Below are 24795 nucleotides of genomic sequence, written 5' to 3'. Positions count from 1 at the left end.
CACTTCGTATTTGGTTGAACAATGTTTTACATTTTAGCCACTGCTTTCTTTGCTGCTTCAACAGGTTTTACCGAAGCTGTTTTAGCAGCAGTATCTGCAACTGCTTTTGGTGCAGCAGCATCCTTGTCTGGGAACTGCTGAGCATAATAAGGTTTCTGTTTTACCATCCATGCATCAAACTCTTCCTGCTCTACTACTTCAATTACACCTTTCATAGAGTAGTGACCATTACCGCACATCTGATCGCAACTGATTTCATATTGGAAATCCGGATTCTTGGTCATTTCTTTCATTTCCTTTGTAGTGTACTTAGGCGTAAACCACATCGTAGTAGGAATACCCGGAACGGCATCCATTTTCATACGGAAATGAGAAAGACCCACATCATGAATTACATCTCTTGAACCAATAATCAGCTTAACAGGTCTGCCCTTAACGAGGTACATAGTTTGCTCCATAACAAGATCATCATGACCCAATTTATCTTCCCAAATCAAACCAAGACTGTTACTTGCATTATCAATGTTCTTATAGTATTTCTTGCCGAATGAACCATCTTTACCTGGATAACGATATATCCAGCCAAACTGCTTTCCTGTTACTTCTACCACCATAGCATTTTTTGGAGGTTCGCCGGTAAACAGGAACCAGTTACGCAAACCAATTACAACCAGCACAGTTAAGGCGATGGCAGGAATAACGGTCCAGATAACTTCAAGCTTGGTACTATGCGGGAAATAAAAAACTTTATTGTTTTCTTTTTCCTGGTATTTGTAGGCAAACCAGAACAGTACAATTTGTGTGAGTATAAATACAATACCAGTTACGGCAAGTGTAACCCATAGCATTGAATCTACACGTGCACCTTCTACACTGGCTGCATCCTGAACCAGCAGTGTTTTACCATAATAAAGCTTATTACAGTACCATACACCGATTAAACCTAAAACAAGGAATCCTATCATCAGGAATCCGTTGATTTTATTGTTTTGCTTACGGCTAACTTCTTCTCCTTTCAGTACCGATACATATTCACTTGCTTTAGCGATCTGGAAGATCACTATAAAGATCAGTACGATTACAGCTATGGTTAAAAACATTGTCATAATGCTATCAGTATTTAATCAATCTGAAAATTTGAGAATTTGGAAATTTGAAAATGATAAAACACCGTGAATCATTTTCTAATTTCAAAGACTACCCATTTTCAAATTTCCAAATTTTCAAATTTTCAAATTAACAACTACACCTGGTGTATCACGCTCTCTTTCAGGAAAGGATGATATTTAGGAACCAGTGATTTTTTAGTTAATGCCCTTCCTACACCCAAAATCATCATACCTACAAACAAGCTCAGGATACCAAAGTCTAACCAACCCAGGGTTACATGCTCTTTAGAGAGGCTTCCCATTACCATCTGGTAGAAATCGATCCAGTGACCAAAAATGATCAATACAGCCATGAAGGTTATGAGCGTATAATTTCTCTTTGCCGAACGCTTCATTAATATTAACAACGGACAAAGGAAATTGATGATCAAATTCAAAAAGAAAATTCCTTTGTAAGGTCCCTGAACCCTGTGTTTGAAGTATACGGTTTCTTCCGGAATGTTTGCATACCAGATCAGCATATACTGTGAGAACCAGAGGTAGGTCCAGAAGATTGAGAAGGCAAACATAAACTTACCGATATCATGCAGGTGTTCCTGTGAAGTAAGTTCCAGATAGCCTTTATTTTTCAGGTAGATTACCCATAATGCAACGAGTGACATACCAGATACAAATGAACTTGCGAATGTATACCAGCTATACATGGTAGAATACCAGTGTGCATCGATGCTCATCATCCATAACCAAGGAATAGTTGATCCTACAGTCAATGCAAACCAAACTACAAATAAGGCTGCACGGATGGTATTTCTCCAGATAAAACTTGCACCTTTTTCTGCATCCATTGGAGCTTCATCAGCCTCACTGCTCAGTTGACGCATTCTCCAGCCCAATAAACTCCACAAACCAATGGTAAGGGTAGTCCAGATAATAAAGAAAACAGGATTCAGGAAGCCGGCTTTACCTTTCAATATCGGGTCGTTTGCTACAGCTTCTGTATCTAACCAATGATAAATATGATGTTTGTGACCTACTACCACATAAATTAAAACGGCAAAAGTAATGGCACCAAAAATGGGTACCATGGTAGAGATCGCTTCCGGAATACGACGGAACGACTGCTGCCAGCCACCCATAGCCAAAGTTGTTACGCAAATAAAGAACATGCTGGCATTACAAACCAGGGTCCAGAAAATGGTATTATACATCAGTGTACCCCAGAACTGAGTCTGCTCATGTTCATCGGCGCTAAAACCCTTGATCACAAGACCTGCAACAAGGGCAACCAGACCTACACCAATCAGGGCATAGGACCATGTCTTCATTTTACCGGGTATCTCAAATTGCGTTTTGATAGATGCCATTTTTATTCTTTTAATCTTTTCCAGACAAATGTCCGGAGCTGGGATTTAATACTATATTATTTTGCCGCAGGTGCTGAAGTAGCAGCCGCTTTTGCTTCTTTTTGTTTGTTCTTGATATACTTAATCACCATCCAACGTTGCTTACGGGTTAACTGAGAAGCATAAGAGCCCATCATATTTTTTCCGTATGCAACTGAATAGAACATCTGACCATCTGGCATTGATTCATATTTAGCATCACCAACCAATGTAGCGGGTTTTGCTGCATAAGGACCTTCCCCTCCTTTGTATAAAGGACCATTACCATCAAGCTTGCTTCCATGACAAATACCACAGTTTATGAGGTATAAACGTTCGGCTTCTGAAGCATCTGTAGCGCTTAATGAATCGATTGGATTAGCCACTTGACGTGATGCATAATAATTGGTTGTATCACCGGGAGCATCTTTGGCTATATGAAAAGGTAATTCTGAACCCCTTGCGATTGTTCCTTCCACAGGCATTGCGGTATAATGAACACCTTTTTCTGTGAGATTGCTATGATCCGCATAGGTTTCATAGGCGCGACTGTATGCCATATCAGGCATATAAACTGTACCAGGAGTGCGCTTTACATCGCTACAAGCTACAATCGTAGTAGCAGTGGCGGCAACAGCTATGATCAGTAATTTCTTCATCTTCTTTGTATTCAAAATATTAAGCAGCAACGATTTCTTTGTTTTCAAACATCATTTCATCTTTGTCGTAACGACCTAACCACCAACCTTCTTCTGCTACCTGAACATCCGTTTCAACGGCACCATTGCTGCTGAGGAATGCTTTAAGGTCATCTACATTGGTTTTATCGGTACACTCAATTACCATTACAAACAAATCGTCTGTAGCGCGTGCATGGAAGTGATGCTTTTTCACAAACGGAGCCAACTGGCAGAGATAGCAAAACGTAAGTACCATACCTACCGCAGCAAACAATACTGTTAACTCAAACATGATTGGCACCCATGCTGGTAAAGCAAAATGGGGTTTACCACCAATGTTCAAAGGCCAGTCGCGGGTAAATATCCAGCTGATACAGCTGAGTGCTGTAGTGGTACCTGTGATACCATAGATAAAACCGGCAGTATGCAAACTGGTTTCTCTTAAACCAAGTGCATGATCAAGTCCATGTACCGCAAATGGCGTATACACATCATGAATCTTGTAGCCCGAGGTGCGAACTTTCTTCACCGCAGGAAACAATACTGCTTCATCATCAAAACAGCCTACTACGAATTTCTTTTTTGCCATGTCGTATTTAATTAGACAATTTGAAAATTTGAAAATTTGAAAATGAAAGCAACTGCTTTCTTGTTTTCAAACTTCAACCTTATCAAATCATCATTTTCAAATTTTCAAATTGCCCCATTAAAAAAATTAATGGTGTGCTTGGTCGTGAACGAAGTCTTCCAACTTCTGCTCTTCGATATGACCCATTTTGTTTTTATATCCTTCACCGGTTGTTTTCAATACATACTTGATCTCTGCAATCGCAATTACCGGGAAGTATTTTGCGAAGAGGAAGAAGCAGGTAAAGAATAAACCGAATGTTCCTGCATAGAAACCGATCTCCCAAATAGTAGGGCTGTAGTATACAGACCAGCTAGATGGAAGGTAATCGCGGTACAATGATGTAACGATGATTACAAAACGCTCGAACCACATACCGATATTCACGATAATACTCATGAAGAAGGTTACGAACAGGTTTCTTCTCATTTTGCGGAACCAGAAAATCTGCGGGCTCAATACGTTACAAGCCATCATACCCCAATAGCTCCAGCCATAAGGACTGAACAGGTAAGCACGGCTGTACCAGAATGTGTAACCCTCGTATTTGTTCTGGCTATACCATCCCATGAATAACTCTGTGAGATAAGCAACACCTACTATAGAACCGGTTAATACAATTACTTTATTCATCGCCTCAATGTGACCCATCGTGATATAGTCTTCCATTCCGAAAACTTTACGAACGATCACCATCAGGGTTTGTACCATCGCAAATCCAGAGAAGATCGCACCCGCAACGAAATATGGCGGGAAGATTGTCGTATGCCAACCAGGAATTACTGACGTAGCGAAGTCGAAAGATACGATAGTGTGTACAGAAAGTACCAGTGGTGTACTCAGACCGGCAAGAACCAGAGAAAGACTCTCATGACGCTGCCAGTGTTTGGTAGAACCTGTCCAACCAAAAGATGCAATACCATATAAACGCTTACGCAGTTTGGTGAATGCACGGTCACGAACCGTTGCAAAGTCAGGAATCAAACCAGAGTACCAGAATAAAAGAGATACGGTAAAATAAGTTGAGATCGCAAATACGTCCCACAACAATGGTGAGTTAAAGTTTACCCATAATGGACCACGTGTGTTAGGATAAGGAAGTACGAAGAAAGCCATCCATACACGACCCATGTGGAAGATCGGGAACTGACCCGCACACATTACGGCGAAGATGGTCATCGCTTCAGCCGCACGGTTTACACCTGTTCTCCATCCCTGACGGAACAGCAAAAGGATTGCTGAGATCAGTGTACCTGCGTGACCGATACCTACCCACCATACGAAGTTGGTGATATCCCAACCCCATCCGATGGTTTTGTTCAGGTTCCACTGGCCGATACCGTAAGTTACCTCACGATAAACGCTATACACACCAAACAACAATAGGGCAACAGAAATATAGAAGCCGACATACCACAATTTAGTTGGCTTGGCTTCGATAGGTCTTACGATGTCTTCGGTTACCTGATGGTAATTCTTATCACCGTACACCAACGGTTCCCTGAGCTGTGATTCGTACTTTAAATGCATCTGGTCTTATTTTGGTCCATGGGCCATGATTAGTGGCTCATGCGTTTATTGTAACTTTTGTCAAGGTGAATGGTCAATGGTGAATAGTGAATCTATTGACCATTCACCGTTCACTATTCACTACTCACTTTAAGCGTGTTCTGCTTCTTTTTTCGCCTCATGCTTTCCTTCCTCGCCATGTGCCGATTCTGTGTTACGCACTTTTGCTAAGTAAGTAACACCAGGTAATACGTGCAGTTGTTCCAGTACATAGAACTGACGGTTTGGATTCTCTGTTCTCACCATGGTAATAGCACTATGTTTATCATTTGCATTACCGAAAGTGATTGCGTTTGTAGGACAAGCCTGCTGACATGCTACTTTAATGTCGCTGTCAACAATTGGTCTGCTTTCTTTTTTCGCTTTCAACTTACTTTCCTGTAAACGCTGTACACAGAATGAACATTTTTCAATCACACCACGTGAACGAACTGTTACATCCGGATTCAGTACCATACGTGTGAGGTCGTCATTCATATCCAATACCACATCATTTACATGACCTTCCTGGTTATTTCCGAAGCTGTCTGCACCGGTATAATCAGCCCAGTTGAAACGACGTACTTTATAAGGACAGTTGTTCGCACAATACCTTGTACCGATACAACGGTTATAAGTCATCTGGTTAATACCTTCAGAACTGTGGTTGGTAGCTGCAACCGGACAAACGTTTTCACAAGGTGCATTATCACAGTGCTGACACATCAGGGGTTGGAACACCACATTCGGGTTATCCATATCACCACTGAAATATTTATCAATACGCAACCAGTGCATTTCATGACCACGTAATACTTCCGGCTTACCTACAACAGAAACGTTGTTTTCTGCGTTACAAGCAACTACGCAGGCACCGCAACCGGTACAGGTATTCAGGTCTACGCTCATTCCCCATTTAATACCTGGTCTGTCGTATACTGGATAAATGGTACCCTGACTTTCAAACTTCTCCAGACCACCCCATGGTTTTAATTCATGTTCACGCTCATCACGTATTTCAGTCGGATGTTTTTTATAGTCAGCCAGAGTAAGTTCTTTCATTACTTCGGTACGGTTACCTTGTGTGGTATCGTAACGATTATGTGTTTGCGTTAAGGCAACCGGGTATTTTTCACCTGTTACGGCAATCTCAACACTGCTATTGCTAAAGCTTACAGCACCATTGCTGAGTGTAGCCATTGGGAAGGCATTTTTACCTACACCATCAGCAGCTTTACCAATTTTATTACTACGGCCATATCCTACAGCGATACCGATGGTATCAGGATGTGTACCTGGAATAATCAATACAGGCAGTGAAATTTCTTTACCGTTGGCGGTAACTTTCACAACTTTCTTCGGAGGATTTACTTCATAAGCATCCGCCTGACCACCGTTGTTCAGGTCGATATCTAAAATGGTTCTTGCAAGTGCAGGAGATACGATAACATAGTTATCCCATGTTGCACGTGTAACCGGATCTGGTAATTCCTGTAACCATGGGTTAGCAGCACCCTGACCAGCACCGATACCTACTTTTTCATACAGTACCAGTTCGTATTTGCCGCCTTTTTTACCTGAAGTCGCAGCAGCAACTGCAGCACCTACCGCAGCACCGTTAAAGGTTCCTGGCTTAGTTGCAGATTCTCCAATGCTTATCACACCATCCTGAAGTGCTTTATCCCAACCAGACTGTCCGCCCAGTTTTGCACTCCAGAAATTTTTCAGGTAAGCGAGGTAATCATTTGTATTACCACTCCATTTCAGCAGGCTATCTTGCCACTGACGGGTTTTAAATAATGGATAAATAGTAGGCTGGATGAAAGAGAAATGTCCAGTTTTTGCTTCAGCATCACCCCAGCTTTCAAGGTAATGATGATCAGGAATAACTACTTTACAGAGTTCAGCAGTTTCATCTACTACTGTAGCAAAAGAAACAGTTGTTTTAACTTTTTTAAGTCCTGCTTTGAATTTCTCTGCATCGTACCATGAGTAAGCAGGGTTGGCACCATAAATCAACAATGTGCTCACTGCGCCTGCATTCATATCTTCAACCAGTTTCGCAAAATCTGCGTCTACACCTGCACGCTGATGATCAAGTACACCCCAGTTAATAGTAGATCCACCTGCTCCGATAGCATTATTGATGGCATTAACAATGATTTGAACATTTACATCGTTGCTACCGGCTACTACTAATGCTGCACCTTTATGCTCATTCAATGCTTTGGCAGCTTTTTCAATACCAGTTTTCAGTTTTGCATCGCTGATACCAGTAACACCTTGTCCGTTTACAGCGCTTAATAAAGCAGCAGCTATAGCAGACGTTTCAGAAGGGCGGTGTAAATATTTTTCATCGGCATTAGAACCAGTAAGAGAAGCTACAGATTCGAAATGAATATGCTTGCTCATTGATGGGTTCTTCTCGTCGATTCTCTTTCCTGTAGCATATTGCTTTGCAAATTCAACCGGGCTCAACCATGTTCCAAGGAAATCGGCACCAAGGCTAACGATTGCTTTTGCATTATCAAAACGGTAAGATGGAATAGCGCGTACACCATAAGTAGCTTCATTGGCCAGTAACATTGCACTGTAAGAAACGGCATCATACGTTACGTGACGGCTACCAGGATATTTGGCAAGAAACTCAGCAATTACCGCTTTGGTTGATGGAGAAGTAACTGTGCTTGTTAATAACACAACATTTCCGCCAAGACCATCTGCTACTACTTTATCAATGGTTGCAAATGGAACTTCTTTACCATCTAAGGTTGGAAAACGTAAACGGGCTGTATTGTATAAATCAAGAACCGAAGCCTGAACACGTGCAGATGTACCACCTGCAGTGATTGGACTAAGGTCATTACCTTCTATTTTAATTGGACGACCATCACGAACTTTCGCCAGTACACTAACTACATCACCATCCTGTACATAGGTAGTTGCATAGTAATTAGATACACCCGGAACAATATCTTCAGGTTTATTGGCAAAAGGGATGGCTTTTTTAACCGGCATTTCGCAACTTGCAGCTACTGCAGCAGCCGCGGTGCTGAAGCCCAGGTATTTCAGGAAATCTCTCCTTGGAGCAGCCGTTTCCATGAAGCTTTTACTTTCATCAGCTACAAAAGGCAGTTCTTCCTTAAACTCGTCTTTAACCTCTTTATTGTAAGCCTCAGACTGATTCAGCTCTCCAAAACTTTGCCAGTACTTTTTTTCCATCTTGTTAATTTGAAAATTTGAAAATTTGAAAATTTGGAAATGGATTTTTCCGCTTAAACAGATTTTCTTTCGTTACAATTTCAATATTTCAATTTGAAAATTTGAGAATTTGAAAATTTGAAAATTTTCAACCCACAATCTTCATTTTTCACTGCTTATTTAATGATTATTATTTTAAAAACCGAAGGTTTTGAAAATCTGAATTGCTTTCATTTTCAAATTTTCAAATGCTCAAATTTTCAAATTAATAATGGCATTTCTGACACTCTGTTCCTCCAATCGCTTCTACGGTAACACCCTTGGTGCTATCCATTTTTCCGCTCTTCAGGTCCTGGTGGTATTTCTCGTAAATGCTGTAGAAACCATTGTCTTTAAACTGTACCTGTGTTTCGCGGTGACAGTTGATACACCAGCCCATGCTCAGGTCGGTAAATTGTTTTACCTCTCCCATTTTCTGGATCTCACCATGACAGGTCTGACATTCTACTTTACCTGCTTTCACGTGTTGTGAGTGGTTAAAGTAAACGTGGTCGGGCAGGTTGTGAATACGAACCCACTCAATTGGTTTGGCTTTTGAAGGATCCCAGGGTTTACCGGGTTCAAAGCCTGCGTATTTGTATAATTTCTGGATCTCAGCAGTACCGTTTACTTCTTCGCCGCTTTCATTGTAAATCTTTTCGCCAGCATATTCATTGATAGACATATGACAGTTCATACAAACATTCACAGATGGAATGGTTGCCTGTTTGCCCTGGTAAACACCGGTATGACAGTACTGACAGTTGATCTGGTTGATTCCTGCGTGTACTTTGTGAGAATAGTAGATTGGCTGTTCTGGCTGGTAGTCTTTACTACGACCCAATGCCATCGCACCTTTAGAAGTAAGATAACCACCAACTACGAATAGCACTACAGTAATCATGGCGATATAGCTCTTATTTCTCCAGAAAGGAACAGGCTCAATTGCTGCATGACCTTCACGCTCGTCTGCCAGTTTTTTCAGGTTGGCATTTACTTGCAATAAGATCAGGGCAACAACTGCGAGGATCAGGGTGAGGATACCAAACAACAAAGTATTGTCGCTTTCAGCAGCAGCTTCAGCGCCTGGGGCAGCAGCACCAGCAGCGCCAGCCGCACCTGGAGCAGGAACTGATCCGATATACTTTAGTATTGCACCAATTTCATCGTCTGTCAGACTAGGAAACTGGTTCATCGCTACTTTATTGTATTGATTATACAGGTCATTTGCATACTTGTCTCCTGTTTTCAGGAAAGCGGCACTATTCCTGATCCAGGAATAGAGATTGGCTTTATTGGGCCAACGATCCTCCACACCCGCAAGTGCCGGACCAGTAGAAGCTTTATGTACCTGGTGACAGGATGCACAGTTAGTAGTAAAGAGGGCTTTACCATCTTGCGCGGAAACTGTATTCACTGTTGAAAAACCCAAGAAAAGGAGTGCACTGAGCAGACAGGTCTTGGTTATGCGTCTAAAAGATATCATATTCACAAACGTGGTTCTTGGTGTGGAAAAATATCCGTGAACGGCTGCAAAAATATGACACGATGCTGACAAAAACCAAACCTTGTAGAATTTTTTTTATCCTTATCTGGCTTGGGTTTCAGCGGATTGGTGAAAATAAGACATGACGAATGTCATACTTTTTAAACGAATTATAGAAATATGCAGATGCAATAGGAAAATGCCACTGAAAGCACAGAATTGCACTGAAAACGAAAATCATTTCTGTGATCTTCTGTGCAATCAGTGGCAAAAAAACGACAAGATGAAATTTTCCTGCTCTTTTTATCGCATTTTTGGGGCATGTTTCGTCGCCTGAAAGAAAAATGGGGTTTAAGCTGGCCCCGATTCGCACTCGTTTTCTCCACTTTTGCCCTCGGAGGCAGTCTTTGTGGCTATGCAGGCAAACGATTGATGGTATTTACCCAAATAGATAAGGGTTTATTATACTATGTTATTTATATACTGCTGGTTACCTTAATTTGGCCCATCTCAGTACTAATTGTAAGTATTCCTATGGGACAATTCCCTTTTTTCCAGAATTACCTGGCAAAAATATGGCGTAGGATTGCAGGGATGAGAAAAGTTAATGGTGAATTGTTAATGGTGAATAGTCAGGGTAATAAGGAATATGAAATAGGAAATAGGGAACAGGAAATGGGAAATCTGGGGGGAGTTGGGACTAAAGTATCAGAAATAAACCCAAATCCGACATCCGACATCCGACATCCTCAAATCAAAATTGCGCTGTTTGCTTCCGGGGCGGGAACAAATGCCGCCAAAATCATCGCCCATTTAAAGAATCATCCTAAAATAGCCGTTGCACTCGTGGTTTGTAATAAACCAGGGGCTGGAGTTATTCAGATTGCTGCCCATAACCAGGTTCCGGTATTAATGATTGAAAAAGAGCGCTTCTTCCGTGGAAACGCTTATGTAGATGAAATAAAACACCGGGGTGGTATCGACTTTATAGTACTGGCCGGCTTTCTATGGAAAGTACCTCATGCGCTGATAGAAGCATTTCCCGACCGGATTATTAATATACATCCCGCCCTGCTTCCTAAATATGGGGGTAAAGGCATGTACGGCATGCATGTACATGAAGCTGTTATTGCTGCAGGTGAAAAAGAAAGCGGCATTACCATACATTATGTAAATGAGCACTTCGATGAAGGTGAACACATTTTCCAGGCCCGTTGCGAAATAACCGCCAATGATACCCCCGAAACCCTCGCCCAAAAAATTCATGCCCTCGAACACCAGTATTTTCCGGAGGTGGTGGAGCAGGTGGTTTTGAGGGGGGAGTCCGGAAGTCCGGAAGTCGGAAAGTCTGGAGTGAGTTAGATAATAATATTTATACTTCAATAATAAATCAGATCAGCTTATTAGGACTAAGCAGTCTTTCGGTCTCTCCGACTTCCGGACCCCGGACTCTCACCCTATTGCATACCTCAAAAAAATTGCTTAAATTTATAGACACTCAGGTCTTATTATCGTCAGGCTTTTTCCCGATCGCATCAGGTATCGTGTTATTCATTAACCTTAAAACCTTATCGAGATGGAAACCGGAACTTCCCCCTATCACTACAGTTTAGCTACCCGCGGTATTTTAGGTGGCTTATTTGTAGGCATTGGCACCACCGTTATCAACCTGGCATTCGATCTTATTTACCGAAAGGTTACGGGATATGAATTTGCAGAATGGGTAAACATTAATTCCATCATCTACTTTACCATTCCAACGCTGGTGGCAGCAGGTATTGTATATGCGGCTATGGTAGAATACCTGAAGAAAGGAGCTGTGCTTTATACCCTGCTTTGTATTTGCCTCGTTGCCATCGTTGCGTTTATTCCCCTCGGTCCTAATATGATGCCCACCGGCGATCCATTGCCCGCAAGCGCAAGAGGACTAACCCTCGGCATCGAAATCATCACCGGCATTTCCGGCTGCTTTCTGCTACCCTACTTTGCAAAGCACCCGGATGTTTGGGGGTGATTATAAATAAGGAATAAGAAATATGAAATGAGAAAGTAAAGGAGTATTCCACTTCCTTATTTCTTATTTCTTATTTCCTACAGTTCCACCCTGCGCATTTCTTCTGTGGCTGTTTTTTGGCGGGCGGCTTTGCCTGTTTTACCAAAACGATAGGAGAATGAAAGGGTGAATACACGGCTGTCGCGGCGTACGATGAAGTATTCTTCCGCATCTTTAAAATCGGTCAGCCCTTCCATCCAGTTTGTTTTAAAAATATCACGGGCAGAAAAACGCAGCGTTCCACTGTTTTTCATCACCGGCATCGAAAAGCCCAGGTGTAATTGCCCGAATGGATACAAGAGTTCCTGCAAATCATTCCTTGATCTTCCGGTATATGATCCCGATATTTCTCCATTGATTTTTTTACTGATGCGGAACTGGCTGTTCATATTCAGCGTAAGCTGTGAAATATCGGAACGATAGTTGTTCCACACATAACCAATCAGTTTTTTATAAGTATAAATAGCTTCTGTATTCAACGACCACCATTTGGCTGGCTTAGTAGTTAACATGGTAGAAAAAGTATAATTGTGCATACGGCCAACATTACCCTGAGTATATACCAGAATACCATCGGGATCAGTCAGGAATAACTGAGAGAAATAATCTTTGATGAGTGAATAAGAGAATGTCGTATGCAGCAATTGCTTATACTGGTGCGACAGTTCAAAGTTCCAGGTAAACTGCGGCCTGAAAAAAGGATTGCCTCTTTCGAGTGTGTATTTATTGATAATGTTTACAAATGGGTTTAGCCTTTGAAAATTAGGACGATCGATACGGCGACCTATCGATAAAGAAAAAGTGTGTATTGAATCTGCCTCCCAGGTAACAAAACCCGATGGAAAGAACCCATCGTAATTACGACTGAATGAAGAATCTTTCACCACCACATTTCCTAACTGATGTGCGTCGTAATGCGTGTATTCATAACGCAAACCAGCCTGCACTGTCAGCTTTTTAAACTTCTGCTCGTACATACCATAAGCCGCATGTATTTTTTCACCATACACAAAATGGTTACTCTTGGCATAGTCCGGGCGCCATAAGCCGTTGTTGATGCTAATGGCATAACCCGCATCGTTATCGGTATCGATCTTCGAAGTTTTAACGCCTGCTTCCAGTTTTCCATCTCTGCCAATTTCCTGTGTATAGTTGCTGTTTGCAGAAAATATTTTGATGAAGGAAGGAATATTACCAAGTGTACCAATGGTATAACCCTGCGCACCCGGCCTTTCGCTCTGAAAATATTGTTCGTTGTTTAAATCGTATCGAGCTGCATCGGCATCAATGGTCAACTGTTGTGTTTTGGAAAGTTTATGTCTCGACCCGATACTGATGGCACCTGTTGTAAACCTGTTCTCTGAATTAGATGCTGTGTAGATAGATGAGTCTATTGTTCTGGAAGGTGATAACCAATCGGCCGTAGCAGTATTCCTTGACTTCCGATTGATGAGTGAACCAGAGAAAGAGAAAATAAAAGTGAGTTTATCTGTTGCAGCAAATTCGGTACCGTATTTAATGGTATTGTTGAGGTTGGTATTGTTGAAAAAAGTGGGTTGTTCAAGAATGGCGATGGGCGTTCTTGCTGCATCAAAATAGGTACGTAGTGCATAGATCGGCATTCTTGTTTTGGCATAGTTGATACCGTATGAGAAATAATGACTCCACTTATTCTTTCTGTAGTTAAGTAAAAGTGAGTTATTGGTACGCGGACGCATACCCATTGCCGCAGCCATAGTAAGGGTTCCGTTAAACCCAATCTGTTTAATCTTTTTGGTTTTGATATTGATGATACCCGAATTACCTGCTGCATCGTATTTGGCAGAGGGACTAGTAATGAGTTCTATTTTTTCTACCTGAGATGTGTTCATGGAAGACAGCAGGCTGATTAAATCGGCACCTTGTAAATAGGTAGGTTTATCATCAATCAACACCAGCACTCCCGATTTGTTACGCAGGCTAATACCGTTGTTACGGTCGATCATAACACCTGGTGATTTCTCCAACAGTTCAACAACAGTTGTACCATTATTGGTAGGCGATGCTTCCGGATTAACTACCAGCTTACCTTGCTCACGCTGAATAAATGGCTTGGAAGATTGTACCGTTACCTGTGCCAGTTCAGATACACTGGATTTTAGTGTGAGGTCAATGTATACATCTGATCCGCTTAGTTTAACCTGCCTGGACAATTGTGATTCAAAACCAGTGAATGATGCTGAAATTTCATAAGTACCTGCGGCAGTTTGATCGAATAAAGCTTCTCCGTTTTTTTTACTGATAACGGCGCGTATTTTTTTACCCTGTTCCAATAGCTCAACCACCGCCCCTTCAATGGGTAGTTGTTTTTCGTCTGACACTTTTACAATAATACTGGCTTTCTGTGCAGCAACACCAGCCGTGCTTAGCAGCACAACTAAACATAAAACTAATTTGCCTGGGTTCATGAATTACGATTGCTTATTCGATCCTTGATATAGAAAAATAAAGCAAATATCGCTTCAGCCCAAGCCAGGATAGCAGAAACCTATACCATTGTGGTATATTAATGATATAAGGAAAGCAGAGTAGAAACCCTTTGTCGTATTATTACATAAACGAAGGAAATATGGGTACGAAGCAAAACCCCACTTTCTTATTCCTTATTTCTTATTCCTTATTTCCTATTTCTTATTCCCACAAGTATTTAATCCAAAAATGGCGTACAGCGGACAAAAGCCGATGGCTGATACAGCCAGAAACACGCCGCCTAATACCAGCAATACCATACCCCAGGTACCAGTTACGGTTCCGGTGAAATACAAAACAGCGGCTACAATAGCAAGTAGTACGCGAATGATCCGGTCGACATTTCCCATGTTTGTTTTCATATAGTTGGTTTGAGTTAACGGTTTTTTATCCAGTTTACGACTAGCCATATAAGGGTTATACATACCGCACAAGCTAATATAAGTCGTAGCCACTGGGTTTTCATATTACAAGGTATAAAGCTTTGGGGATGATTTTTATGACTTTTGTCACACAGCTTCCCCATTTCATATTTTTTTTTGATACATGGAATTTTAATCTCATTTATCTCCTATTTTCGTGTCCGTCATGCCGCAATTTGCTCGGCATACGCCTACCCCCTAGGAAAATAAAGTCTCCGTTAGTGCGACTAGTAATACTATGCTAACGAATTTTCAGAATGGTTTACGACTTAGCTGAAACGGAGCAACAAGATTTTACCAATATCGGATTTCCAATAACCCATGAGTTAAACCTATATATGCGCAAACATTATACACTACTCTTATTATTACTGGTTACCAGTCTATTTGTTGTTGCACAACCCAGTATCAACTCTTTCTCACCCTTATCGGGAAAAGCAGGATCTACATTAACCATTAGAGGATCGGGATTTACAGCTGCAGATTCCAACAGGTTTGTGTATATCGGCCCTGTTAAAGCAGCTATTATAAACGCCAATGATACAGTACTCACCGTAACCATCCCTAAAGCTGCAACCGTCAGTAAAATAAGTGTTGCAGTAAACAAACTGACAGCTTACAGTTCCCGTTCTTTCGTGCCTTATTATGATAAAAAAGATTCTACAAACGCTTCTCTGTTTAGTACGAGAACAAATATATCGACCACTTTAATTCCGGAGAACCTTGCCATTGCCGACTTCAATAACGATGGATATGTTGACATAGTTGCAACAGATCCACAGTCAGGATTATACAAAATTCTAAAAAACAATAAAGTCGATACGGGTGCTTCTACACCAAGTTTTAATCATAAAGACCTCAACACAAATACCAACAGACGTATCCTTGCAACTGCATACGGCGATTTAAATGGGGACGGCAAACTTGATCTGGTGTTCGCAACTTCGTGGCTAGACTCCTTACATATTATTTTGCTGAAAAATACTTCCACAGCAGACTCAATCAGTTTCCAGCAATTTACTGAAATCATTATTGGCAATGCAGCTTCTACAGACTATAAACAAATAGGGTTTCAGGTTTTTATTAATGATCTCGATAAAGACGGTAAGCAGGATATCATCACACAGATGACCGTATTAACAATTAATAATATAACAGCAAAAATTATCGCGTTTAAAAACACTTCATCAAATGGTATACTGGATAACAACAGTTTTAGTACACGCATTCCTATCAGTAGCCCAGTTCCACTAAAATCATTTACTGTTGCCGATTTGAATGGAGACAATAAAGGCGATCTATTAGGACTTGGTTCAGATTCTTCTATCTACATTTTCGCAAATTCAGCTGCTACCGGTCAACTGAATTCAAGTTCATTTGCCAATATTGTGTCTTTCAAATCCGGCTTTTCGCCAACATCAAAAATTTATGCTGAGGATCTTGATGCTGATGGCAAACCGGAAATACTTGTACTAAACTTCAGCACCAACCAATTACTAATTTCACGTAACAAAATTGACCAGGGACTATTAAATGCATCTTCATTCGATTCACAAGTTAGCATTGATGTTAGTACGGGTCCTTCTTCGCTCGCCCTCTTTGATCTTACAGGTAATGGCAAGCCAGACATCGCCGTTTCGCTGAGTGGCAGTAACCTCATTTCAATCTTAGAAAACAAAAGCAGCACAGGAACAATTTCCGCCGGATCATTTGTTCCAAAAGGAAATCTAACTACACATGTAAATCCCGCTGCCCTTGGCATTACCGATTTTAACAACGATGGTGGTGCAGATATAGTTGTTGGCAGCAGCGGACTCGGATACGAACTCAGCTTCTACCGTTCTGCTGCATCCACCAATAATGACACTACTACAACTTCAACTGGGAACAAGATTCCTGTCATCAGTTCCTTCTCACCAAAAGCAGGACCTGCAGGTTCTTCTGTAACCATTCTGGGCAAAAATTTCAATGACACCACTACCAAAAACATTGTGTACTTCGGGGCGGTAAGGGCATCCGTTGTTACTGCAAGCAGTACACAGCTTGTTGTAACCGTTCCGGCATCTGCCAGCTACGAACCTATTACAGTAATTACCGGTGGCTTAAGCGCCAGTTCTAATACTCCATTCATTGTAACTGCTATATCTGCCGATACGAAAATTATTAACGCCAGTTCATTTGCTGATGCTAAGTATTTCACTACTGGTGGTGGTGGCCCTAGGTCGGTTATTACAGAAGACCTGGATAATGATGGCAAACCCGAAATCATTGTAACCAACCAGGCAAGTAATCAGGTTTCTATATTCCGTAATAAATCAGCAAGTACCTACGACTCTTTTCCTGCACCAACTTTACTGGCAGGCGGACCAGGTACGTTCGGACTTGCAACAGGCGATTTGAATGGCGACGGTAAAAAAGAAATCATCATCACCAACATGAACGGTGGCAACAGCAGTACCATCTCGATATTTCCAAATACCAGCACAGACAGTGCTATTACATTTGGTGCCAAATTCGATTCTACTGTAGGCAATGGAGTGCTCAGTGTATTTGTAAGGGATATTAATAACGATGGCAAAGCAGATCTGCTTGCTATTTCAGGTAACAGTTCACTGATCCATTATTTCTTAAACACTGGTGCCAACGGCAACTTTGGATTTGCTGCTGCGAAAACCATTAACCTCATTCCTTTCCGTGCAGACTATATCAGCATGGCTGATATGAATGGCGATGGTAAAGCAGATATTGTTACTACTTTTTCAAACGGTGGCAATACTGGTATCCGTATTCTGCAAAACACATCAGACAGCATCAATGTATCGTTCGGCATATCCAAGAACTTCCAGATTGGTTCAGCCCTGCCACTCAAAACCATTACGGCAGATATCGATGTAGATGGAAAACCTGACCTTGCATTCGGTTTCACAGGCTCAGCCAATATCTACCTATATAAAAATAGCAGTACGCTTGATTCCATAAAACTCGACAGCTTACTGATGCTGCCAACAACAGCCAATCCGGGAAGTTTCAGCTTTGCAGATATTGATGGTGATGGGAAACCAGACCTGTTTGTTCCTAACAGAGACTCAAATTCAGTTGCTGTTTATCCCAATAAAAGCACATCTAACGGATTTGCTTTTGGGAATAAAACAACTTTTAATGTATCAATTGATCCGGCATCAGTATACGGTTCCGATATCAATGGCGATGGTATGCCAGAAATAATTACTGCAAATAACCAGTCTGGTAATATTGCGGTATTACGCAATAAAGTCAGGGTGCCGAAAATTGTCTCTTTCCTTCCTGTAATTGCCAAAAGACTGGATACGGTTGTAGTAAAAGGTAGCAATTTCACAAGGGTGAGCTCTGTAAAGGCAGGGGGTGTTGAAATGAACTTTACAGAAGTTTCCGATACACTGCTTCGTTTTGTGATACAAAAAGCTGTTCCGTCCGGCCTTGTCAGCGTAAGCAATCCATATGGAACCGATACCCTGGGCGGATTCACTTACCTGCCTGTTCCAAAAATATTGTCGTTTACTCCAGCCAATGGTGGTTATGGCGATACCATCAACATCAACGGATACCATTTTAACAATGCCATTGCTGTAAGCTTTGGCGACTCTGCTGCGCTTAGCTTCCAGGTTGTGACCGACTCATTAATCCGCGCAGTGGTGGGTAAAGGAAAATCAGGCTTTATTACGGTACGTCATGCAAACGGTAATGATTCTATTGCAGGTTTTACTTTCAATCAACCGATCATCACACTCAACAATATTAACCAGCCGCTTAGTTTTAATGCGATTAAAACAATAACCACTGCTTCACAGAGTTATAAAGTAAGTGGCAGGTATCTACAAGGCGATATTCAGGTAATAGCGCCTGCTAAATACCAGGTTTCGCTTAGTTCGGGCTCAGGTTATGGCCAACAACTATCATTGAGTCCCATTAAAAACAGGATCGACAGTACTACTATTTATGTGCGTTATAAAAACGATTCAACACTGGGCGTGTTTAATGATACACTGAAACACAGCACAATAAATGGCAATACAGTTAATCTGGCATTAACAGCCAGTGTTTGCGATTCGGCTGTTTATTTCAAACCTGTTATCAATAACATTACCATTGACAGTAGCTTGTTCTGCTATAAAGATTCACTTACACTTTCTACCACCAATGGAAACAATTATGCTTTGTTCCGCTGGAGTAATGGAGATACCAGTAAAACAATCCGTATTGGCAGTACACAGAAAATAAGTGTGCGTGTTGGTAATATTGCCAGCTGTTTATCGATTGTTTCTAATACAACCAACTTTGTAAGAAATACCAATACTACGCCTTCACTCGGACTCACCAGCGACTCTATCCTGGTTAGTACCAGTGCACCACATTACAGGTGGTACTACAATAACCTGCGTACCAACAATACGGATACCAGCAACACACTGATTGCACGCAAGGTTGGCTTCTACCGGGTAGAAACCAGTAACGACAAATTATGTTGGGATGCTTCTGTTGATTTTCCGATTGTGCTTTTACCAAGAATCAGCACAACAGACACTTCAACTGTACGCATATTTCCAAACCCTGTAACCGGCGGTTTCTTTAATGTGGTTGTAAGCCTGCCAAGAACAACGAATGTTGTTGCACGCGTAACAGTTACCGATGCAGGCGGGGTAGTATTGGTACAAACCAATAAGTTTATATTCTTTGGAAGGGAAATAAAAATACCAGTTACCATCAGCACTTATAAAGGGTCTGCGTTTGTGCGTGTAGAAATAAACGGAGAAGTTAAAACCCAACCCATTGTATTACAGTAACTGATAAACCAAGCACAAACCATGAAAGTATCAACATTATATACGTTGTTTATCGCATCATCCTTATTATTTGTAGCATGTAAAAAAGGTGATGCCCCAACACCCAATCCGCCAACACCAAACCCGCCGCCTACACCTACACCCAAAACCTGTTACTTGTCTGGTATTACGCAGGCTAATACCGGTAGTAAACCAGATTTCGCTTTGTCACTTACACTTAATGCAAGTAATGAAGTAACTGCTTTTGTGCTTTTCGACAGTTTGGGTAATAAGAAACTATCGGAAGCCAATTTTGTGTATGCAAGTACCGATTCAATTCGTTTAGATCAGTACCAATACATTAAACTGGATGCCAATAAAAGGGTTAAAACATTTGTTACCCTTGCAGACGTCAGCAACCCAGCGCAATCAGATGTTTATCGCTACGAGTATGTGTACAACAACAATGGTTACCTGAGTACTAAAAACCAATACATCAACAACTCAGCCACTTCTTATTATACCACTACCTACACATACACAGACAACCTGCTTACCAAATGCCTTGTAACAGTTACAGGTAACAGCAACCAGAAAATACTGGAATCTGATTTATCTTACGATGCTACCGCTACAGCAAAAAACTGGGTATATGCTTTCCCCGATGCGTTTGAAAGCTATCTCTATTCCTCGGCTTTAAACTTTGGTAATAAACCGGCGCGTCCTATGACACAGGTTGTAACTAAAATTTACAACCCTATCAACAATAATGTACTTGATACCTGGACCACCAATTTCAGTGCTTATAGTTTTAATACAGATGGCTATATACAAAGTGTAACTGCCAGTGGCGATTTACAACAAGGCATGGCTATTTTCTATGGCAAAACGCAGTTCGCGTATTCATGTAAATAAACAGCGGAGAATAATGAATATTGAATTTCAAATGATGAATTTCGAAATTTTTTAAGGGGATTTAGAACGATAGGAGATAAAATATGTAGGGTGATTTGTGTTTAGGATAATTGAATACGTAATTTTTACACAAACAATAAAAGAGGGATGCACCTAACCGGGTTCATCCCACTTTTTATCCGAATAACCGATTTTACATGGATGTTTTAGCAGTTAAAACTATATTCGGCTTTATTCATTACCCAATCTTCTGCTATTATGAAAAAACTAACGCTTGCGATTGTTGCCTTATGTATTACTGCCGGACTAACCGCACAAAGACCAACTGGTGGTAATCAGAGTGGTGCACCAGGTGCAGCACCTTCGTTGGGATCTACTGACCCCAAATTAGCGCAATTCAACATTCCATTCAATCCTGATGCCACGGTAACATCAGAACATGAGGCCACCATTAAAGGTGCACGTGTGCCTTATAAAACAACTGTTGGTACCATGCCTGTTTGGGATAAGGACGGAAAAATTGAAGCTGGTGTGTTCTTCACCTATTATGAACGTACCGATGTAAAAGATAAAGCTACACGTCCACTGGTGATATCATTCAATGGTGGTCCGGGTACAGCAGCTTTATGGATGCAGATTGGTTATACCGGTCCACGTATCCTGAATGTAGATGATGAAGGATATCCAGTTCAGCCTTATGGCATGAAAGACAATCCACATTCTATATTAGACGTTGCAGATATAGTTTATGTAGACCCTGTAAACACCGGCTTCTCACGCCCCATCAGCAAAGAAATTCCTACTACCCGTTTCTTCGGTGTACGTGCCGATGTACAATACCTTGCTGAATGGATCAACACTTTTGTTACCCGCATGAACCGCTGGGCTTCACCTAAGTTTTTAATTGGTGAAAGCTATGGTACCACACGTGTATCTGGTCTTGCACTGGAACTGCAGAATGCACACTGGATGTTTTTGAATGGTGTAATCCTCGTATCACCTACCACATTAGGAATTGAGCGTAGTCCGAGAGAAGCAGCAGCTTTACGCCTGCCTTATTATGCAGCCACCGCGTGGTACCACAAAAAATTACCTGCCGATTTACAGAAGAAAGACCTCACCGCCATGCTACCAGAAGTTGAGCAGTTTACCATGAATGAACTGATACCTGCCATCAACAAAGGTTTTTTACTAGGCGATCAGGAACGCAAAACCATTGCCGCTAAGATGGCCCGCTTTTCTGGCATCAATGAAAAAGTGATCCTGCAAAACAACCTCGATGTATCTACTAATTTATTCTGGAAAGAATTATTACGTGAAGAAGGTTTTACCGTTGGACGACTCGATTCTCGTTATAAAGGCATCGATAAAAAAGATGCAGGTGAATCGCCCGACTACAATTCAGAATTATTGTCTTGGGAACATTCTTTTGCGCCAGCCATCAATATGTATTTAAGAGAAGAACTGAAATACAAAACCGATCTGCGTTACTATGTATTCGGACCCGTTAACCCATGGGATCGTACCAACGACCGTACAGGTGACAACCTACGTACCGCTATGGCTGAAAATCCATTCCTTCATGTATTGGTACAGTCTGGCTATTATGATGGTGCCTGTGATTATTTCAATGCGCAGTACAATTTATGGCAGATGGACCCCAGCGGCCGTTTAAAAGACCGTATGAGCTGGGAAGGTTACCGGAGCGGACACATGATGTACCTCCGCAAAGAAGACCTTGCCACGAGTAATGAGAACCTGAGGAAGTTTATTAAAAATAGTATTGCTAAGCCAGGAACACCGGCGAAGTATTAGGAGATTTTTTGATATCAGATGGCAGATCGCAGATTTGTGAATTGTCAATAGTGAATTGTGAATTTAGGAAGGAGTGAGTAGTGGGAAACAAAATTCTTATTTTTTTAAGCCCACTACTCACTATTTGCCAACGACCACAACCCTATTCACAATTGACAATTGACAATTCACACTCCATGTAAACCACCCCAGGCAGTGGATTTTCATAGTACGCATTGATTACTTTAAACCCGTATTGTTCGTAGAGTTTTATGGCGGGTTGAAGGCGGTCGAGGGTGTCGAGACGCATTTTTGTGTAGCCGATTGTTTTAGCAGCATCGAGCAGTTGCTCAACGAGGGCGCGACCAATACCATATTTTCTGAATGCCGGTTTTACATACAACCTTTTCATCTCACAAACACCTTCGACATCCAATGGTTGTAGTGCAATACAACCTACTGCTTCTTCATTCCAGTAAGCAAGAAAAATAGCGCCTTTCGGCGGACCATATTTTTTCAACGGATCTTTTACTTCTGCGTCAAAGCTCTGAAAGCACAGGTTTTCCTGCAGTTCCTCTGCATACTCCAAAAAAAGCTGCCGCACGGTTTCCAATGCGGCATCTCCTGACTGTATTTTTATGATACGAAGCATTTAATCTTTGATTTTTTGATCTTTGATTTTTGAATTTTGGTTTTTGAATTTTGAATTATTCCTATGAATAAATCAAAAAATCAAATCCGACATCAGAGATCAGACATCAGCCATTTCTACCCCGGTACCCTCGAAATATATTTCTCCACTTCCTTAATCTGATCTACCACTTGTTTGGTGGTTGGTTTGCAGGCTTTGGCTTTGCGGAAGAAATCTTTGGCGGCGCGGAATTCTCTTTTGTTCATGAATATCTGGCACATGGTGAGATAGGCAACGGCTTCACTTTCTTTATCGGGAATACCGGCACGGATAGCGGCACGGATATAGCTTTCACCTTGTTTCAGATCGCCTTTTTGCATGGCCATCATACCTAGTTGCAATTTATTGGCACCTTCTGCCTCGGGCATAGGCGAGCCCAGGTCGGTACTTTTCTTCAGGTGTTTTTCGGCTGAGTCGAAATCCTGTTTCATCATGGCCAGGTTACCCTTGATAGTATAGTAGGTAGAGCGTACAGGTTTATAAAGCAGTCCCGGAAACCAGATACCATTTAATATTTTTTCTACCTCTTCTACATTACCCGATTCCATCGGTTCCTGAATCAGGCGCAATGGACCAATAAAAAAATGACTTAGTAAACCAATCAGTGCAACGAAATAGATAGGAAATGTAGGCCAAAACCCGGTTCCTGTCATATTCAAAGCAACCCCACCCGCAATCAGCACCAAACTGAGCCAGAAACGGTATTTAATAATAATATTATAAAATTTCATAGACTGTTTTGAGAGGGGCAAAGATAGAAAGAAATGGCGGATGTCTGATCGCTGATGTCGGATTTGAATGGAAACCTAAATCAGACATCCGACATCCGACATCAGCCATTACTCCTTCGCGTCATTAACCTCAATCCAATACCCATCCGGATCGCGGAACCAGATCTGGTGTACGCCGTCTACACGGTTGGTGATGGCGCCGGGAGTGCCGGCGGAGTCTTCATGTATAATACCGTACTGTTTGAGCCGGATAATAAACTGGTTGATATTGCCTACACTGAAACAGATATGGTTGCTTTTATAGTATTCTTTCTTTTCTGGTGCGCCGACAATAATATGCAGCGACATTGCTGGACCTATTTTAAACCAGGCATGTTTACCAATTTTAAAGGGTTCGGGAATGCTATCGAGACCTATTACATCACGGTAAAAGCTGGCTGCCTTTTGTAAATCGGTCACATAAAGGGCTATATGATTCAGTTGAATTGCTGGTTTATCAGTTTGTGCCATAGTCTGTAAAGTTCCGCACAAAATTAGCAGGCATAACAGTGCTTTTTGCATAAGGCTGGGCTTGTTTTACTAAAATACCCTTTTTCCTGCTTTCCAAAATGCCGAATCCCCTATTTTTGCCCTCCGAGAAATCAGACATTGGATTTTGGACATTTCTTATTCCTTATTCCTCTGTTCCTCATTTCACCGGTCCCGTAGTTCAATGGATAGAATAGAAGTTTCCTAAACTTTAGATACAGGTTCGATTCCTGTCGGGACTACCCGCCCGCCGAAGCTGAAAAGCGAAGGCGGGCTTTTTT

General features: G+C 41.5%; 17 protein-coding genes and 1 tRNA gene. 6 read left to right on the top strand and 12 right to left on the bottom strand.

The genetic code is table 11. From position 1 onward, the window contains the following. Positions 1-26 precede the first annotated feature (26 nt). From ACH30E_RS04040 to ACH30E_RS04010, 7 genes are all read right to left on the bottom strand, one after another. On the bottom strand, positions 27-1106 hold the full coding sequence (locus tag ACH30E_RS04040) for a cytochrome c oxidase subunit II (protein ID WP_490823741.1): 1080 nt from the start codon (positions 1104-1106) through the stop codon (positions 27-29). A gap of 137 nt (positions 1107-1243) precedes the next feature. After that, positions 1244-2473: a quinol:cytochrome C oxidoreductase gene (locus ACH30E_RS04035; protein WP_490823739.1), complete on the bottom strand. Its 1230-nt coding sequence runs from the start codon at positions 2471-2473 to the stop codon at positions 1244-1246. Between the two features lie 56 nt (positions 2474-2529). Further along, positions 2530-3150 (bottom strand): c-type cytochrome, encoded by a 621-nt coding sequence (locus tag ACH30E_RS04030; protein WP_490823737.1) that lies wholly within the window; start codon positions 3148-3150, stop codon positions 2530-2532. Between the two features lie 19 nt (positions 3151-3169). Further along, positions 3170-3760, bottom strand: a complete 591-nt coding sequence (locus ACH30E_RS04025) for a DUF3341 domain-containing protein (protein WP_133474385.1) — start codon at positions 3758-3760, stop codon at positions 3170-3172. Positions 3761-3886: 126 nt separating this feature from the next. Next, a complete protein-coding gene (nrfD, locus tag ACH30E_RS04020) occupies positions 3887-5329 on the bottom strand; it encodes an NrfD/PsrC family molybdoenzyme membrane anchor subunit (RefSeq protein WP_490823736.1) in 1443 nt (480 codons plus the stop codon). 129 nt (positions 5330-5458) lie between these two features. Further along, complete coding sequence (locus tag ACH30E_RS04015) at positions 5459-8569, bottom strand: TAT-variant-translocated molybdopterin oxidoreductase (RefSeq protein WP_490823735.1); 3111 nt, start codon at positions 8567-8569, stop codon at positions 5459-5461. A 244-nt stretch (positions 8570-8813) separates the two neighbouring features. Further along, positions 8814-10073 carry a c-type cytochrome gene (locus ACH30E_RS04010; RefSeq protein ID WP_490823734.1) on the bottom strand — a complete coding sequence of 420 codons (1260 nt, stop codon included), beginning with the start codon at positions 10071-10073 and terminating at the stop codon, positions 8814-8816. Between the two features lie 321 nt (positions 10074-10394). Between ACH30E_RS04010 and purN the strand changes: the two genes are divergently transcribed. Continuing rightward, positions 10395-11435, top strand: a complete 1041-nt coding sequence (gene purN, locus ACH30E_RS04005; RefSeq protein ID WP_490823733.1) for a phosphoribosylglycinamide formyltransferase — start codon at positions 10395-10397, stop codon at positions 11433-11435. Positions 11436-11649: 214 nt separating this feature from the next. Beyond that, the gene (locus ACH30E_RS04000; protein ID WP_294994655.1) at positions 11650-12087 is read left to right on the top strand and encodes a hypothetical protein; all 438 of its coding nucleotides are present in this window, start codon (positions 11650-11652) and stop codon (positions 12085-12087) included. 77 nt (positions 12088-12164) lie between these two features. Here ACH30E_RS04000 and ACH30E_RS03995 read toward each other — a convergent pair whose 3' ends face one another. Then, positions 12165-14573: a TonB-dependent receptor gene (locus ACH30E_RS03995; protein ID WP_490823732.1), complete on the bottom strand. Its 2409-nt coding sequence runs from the start codon at positions 14571-14573 to the stop codon at positions 12165-12167. 216 nt (positions 14574-14789) lie between these two features. Next, entirely contained in the window at positions 14790-14996 is a 207-nt protein-coding gene (locus tag ACH30E_RS03990; protein ID WP_294994659.1) for a YgaP family membrane protein, read from the bottom strand. A gap of 317 nt (positions 14997-15313) precedes the next feature. Here ACH30E_RS03990 and ACH30E_RS03985 point away from each other — a divergent pair, with 317 nt between their 5' ends. The 3 genes from ACH30E_RS03985 to ACH30E_RS03975 all read left to right on the top strand — a co-directional run bounded on the left by ACH30E_RS03985 (position 15314) and on the right by ACH30E_RS03975 (position 22585). Next, positions 15314-19876: an FG-GAP-like repeat-containing protein gene (locus tag ACH30E_RS03985; RefSeq protein ID WP_490823731.1), complete on the top strand. Its 4563-nt coding sequence runs from the start codon at positions 15314-15316 to the stop codon at positions 19874-19876. A gap of 21 nt (positions 19877-19897) precedes the next feature. Then, positions 19898-20770: a hypothetical protein gene (locus tag ACH30E_RS03980; RefSeq protein WP_490823730.1), complete on the top strand. Its 873-nt coding sequence runs from the start codon at positions 19898-19900 to the stop codon at positions 20768-20770. A 258-nt stretch (positions 20771-21028) separates the two neighbouring features. Further along, positions 21029-22585 carry a S10 family peptidase gene (locus ACH30E_RS03975; protein WP_490823729.1) on the top strand — a complete coding sequence of 519 codons (1557 nt, stop codon included), beginning with the start codon at positions 21029-21031 and terminating at the stop codon, positions 22583-22585. Between the two features lie 142 nt (positions 22586-22727). Here the strand turns inward: ACH30E_RS03975 and ACH30E_RS03970 are convergent, their stop codons facing one another. The 3 genes from ACH30E_RS03970 to ACH30E_RS03960 form a co-directional block, all read right to left on the bottom strand. Further along, positions 22728-23216: a GNAT family N-acetyltransferase gene (locus tag ACH30E_RS03970; RefSeq protein ID WP_490823728.1), complete on the bottom strand. Its 489-nt coding sequence runs from the start codon at positions 23214-23216 to the stop codon at positions 22728-22730. Positions 23217-23332: 116 nt separating this feature from the next. Then, entirely contained in the window at positions 23333-23986 is a 654-nt protein-coding gene (locus ACH30E_RS03965) for a tetratricopeptide repeat protein (RefSeq protein WP_294994668.1), read from the bottom strand. Positions 23987-24094: 108 nt separating this feature from the next. Further along, positions 24095-24547, bottom strand: a complete 453-nt coding sequence (locus tag ACH30E_RS03960) for a VOC family protein (protein WP_490823727.1) — start codon at positions 24545-24547, stop codon at positions 24095-24097. Positions 24548-24684: 137 nt separating this feature from the next. Between ACH30E_RS03960 and ACH30E_RS03955 the strand changes: the two genes are divergently transcribed. Further along, a tRNA-Arg gene (locus ACH30E_RS03955) sits at positions 24685-24756 on the top strand. Positions 24757-24795 lie beyond the last annotated feature (39 nt).

Source organism: Sediminibacterium sp. FW305-C-61 (assembly GCF_058231065.1).
Note: the sequence above shows the minus strand (reverse complement) of the source record. Positions and strands in the feature narration are given on the sequence as shown.

What these genes read in the sequence shown, in the direction of transcription:
- ACH30E_RS03970 (WP_490823728.1), bottom strand. Translation starts at nt 23,216, where the DNA reads ATGCTTCGTATCATAAAAATACAGTCAGGAGATGCCGCATTGGAAACC.
- ACH30E_RS03995 (WP_490823732.1), bottom strand. Translation starts at nt 14,573, where the DNA reads ATGAACCCAGGCAAATTAGTTTTATGTTTAGTTGTGCTGCTAAGCACG.
- ACH30E_RS04035 (WP_490823739.1), bottom strand. Translation starts at nt 2,473, where the DNA reads ATGGCATCTATCAAAACGCAATTTGAGATACCCGGTAAAATGAAGACA.
- ACH30E_RS03965 (WP_294994668.1), bottom strand. Translation starts at nt 23,986, where the DNA reads ATGAAATTTTATAATATTATTATTAAATACCGTTTCTGGCTCAGTTTG.
- ACH30E_RS04015 (WP_490823735.1), bottom strand. Translation starts at nt 8,569, where the DNA reads ATGGAAAAAAAGTACTGGCAAAGTTTTGGAGAGCTGAATCAGTCTGAG.
- ACH30E_RS03990 (WP_294994659.1), bottom strand. Translation starts at nt 14,996, where the DNA reads ATGAAAACAAACATGGGAAATGTCGACCGGATCATTCGCGTACTACTT.
- ACH30E_RS04040 (WP_490823741.1), bottom strand. Translation starts at nt 1,106, where the DNA reads ATGACAATGTTTTTAACCATAGCTGTAATCGTACTGATCTTTATAGTG.
- ACH30E_RS04025 (WP_133474385.1), bottom strand. Translation starts at nt 3,760, where the DNA reads ATGGCAAAAAAGAAATTCGTAGTAGGCTGTTTTGATGATGAAGCAGTA.
- nrfD (WP_490823736.1), bottom strand. Translation starts at nt 5,329, where the DNA reads ATGCATTTAAAGTACGAATCACAGCTCAGGGAACCGTTGGTGTACGGT.
- ACH30E_RS03980 (WP_490823730.1), top strand. Translation starts at nt 19,898, where the DNA reads ATGAAAGTATCAACATTATATACGTTGTTTATCGCATCATCCTTATTA.
- ACH30E_RS04030 (WP_490823737.1), bottom strand. Translation starts at nt 3,150, where the DNA reads ATGAAGAAATTACTGATCATAGCTGTTGCCGCCACTGCTACTACGATT.
- ACH30E_RS04010 (WP_490823734.1), bottom strand. Translation starts at nt 10,073, where the DNA reads ATGATATCTTTTAGACGCATAACCAAGACCTGTCTGCTCAGTGCACTC.
- ACH30E_RS03985 (WP_490823731.1), top strand. Translation starts at nt 15,314, where the DNA reads ATGGTTTACGACTTAGCTGAAACGGAGCAACAAGATTTTACCAATATC.
- purN (WP_490823733.1), top strand. Translation starts at nt 10,395, where the DNA reads ATGTTTCGTCGCCTGAAAGAAAAATGGGGTTTAAGCTGGCCCCGATTC.
- ACH30E_RS03960 (WP_490823727.1), bottom strand. Translation starts at nt 24,547, where the DNA reads ATGCAAAAAGCACTGTTATGCCTGCTAATTTTGTGCGGAACTTTACAG.
- ACH30E_RS04000 (WP_294994655.1), top strand. Translation starts at nt 11,650, where the DNA reads ATGGAAACCGGAACTTCCCCCTATCACTACAGTTTAGCTACCCGCGGT.
- ACH30E_RS03975 (WP_490823729.1), top strand. Translation starts at nt 21,029, where the DNA reads ATGAAAAAACTAACGCTTGCGATTGTTGCCTTATGTATTACTGCCGGA.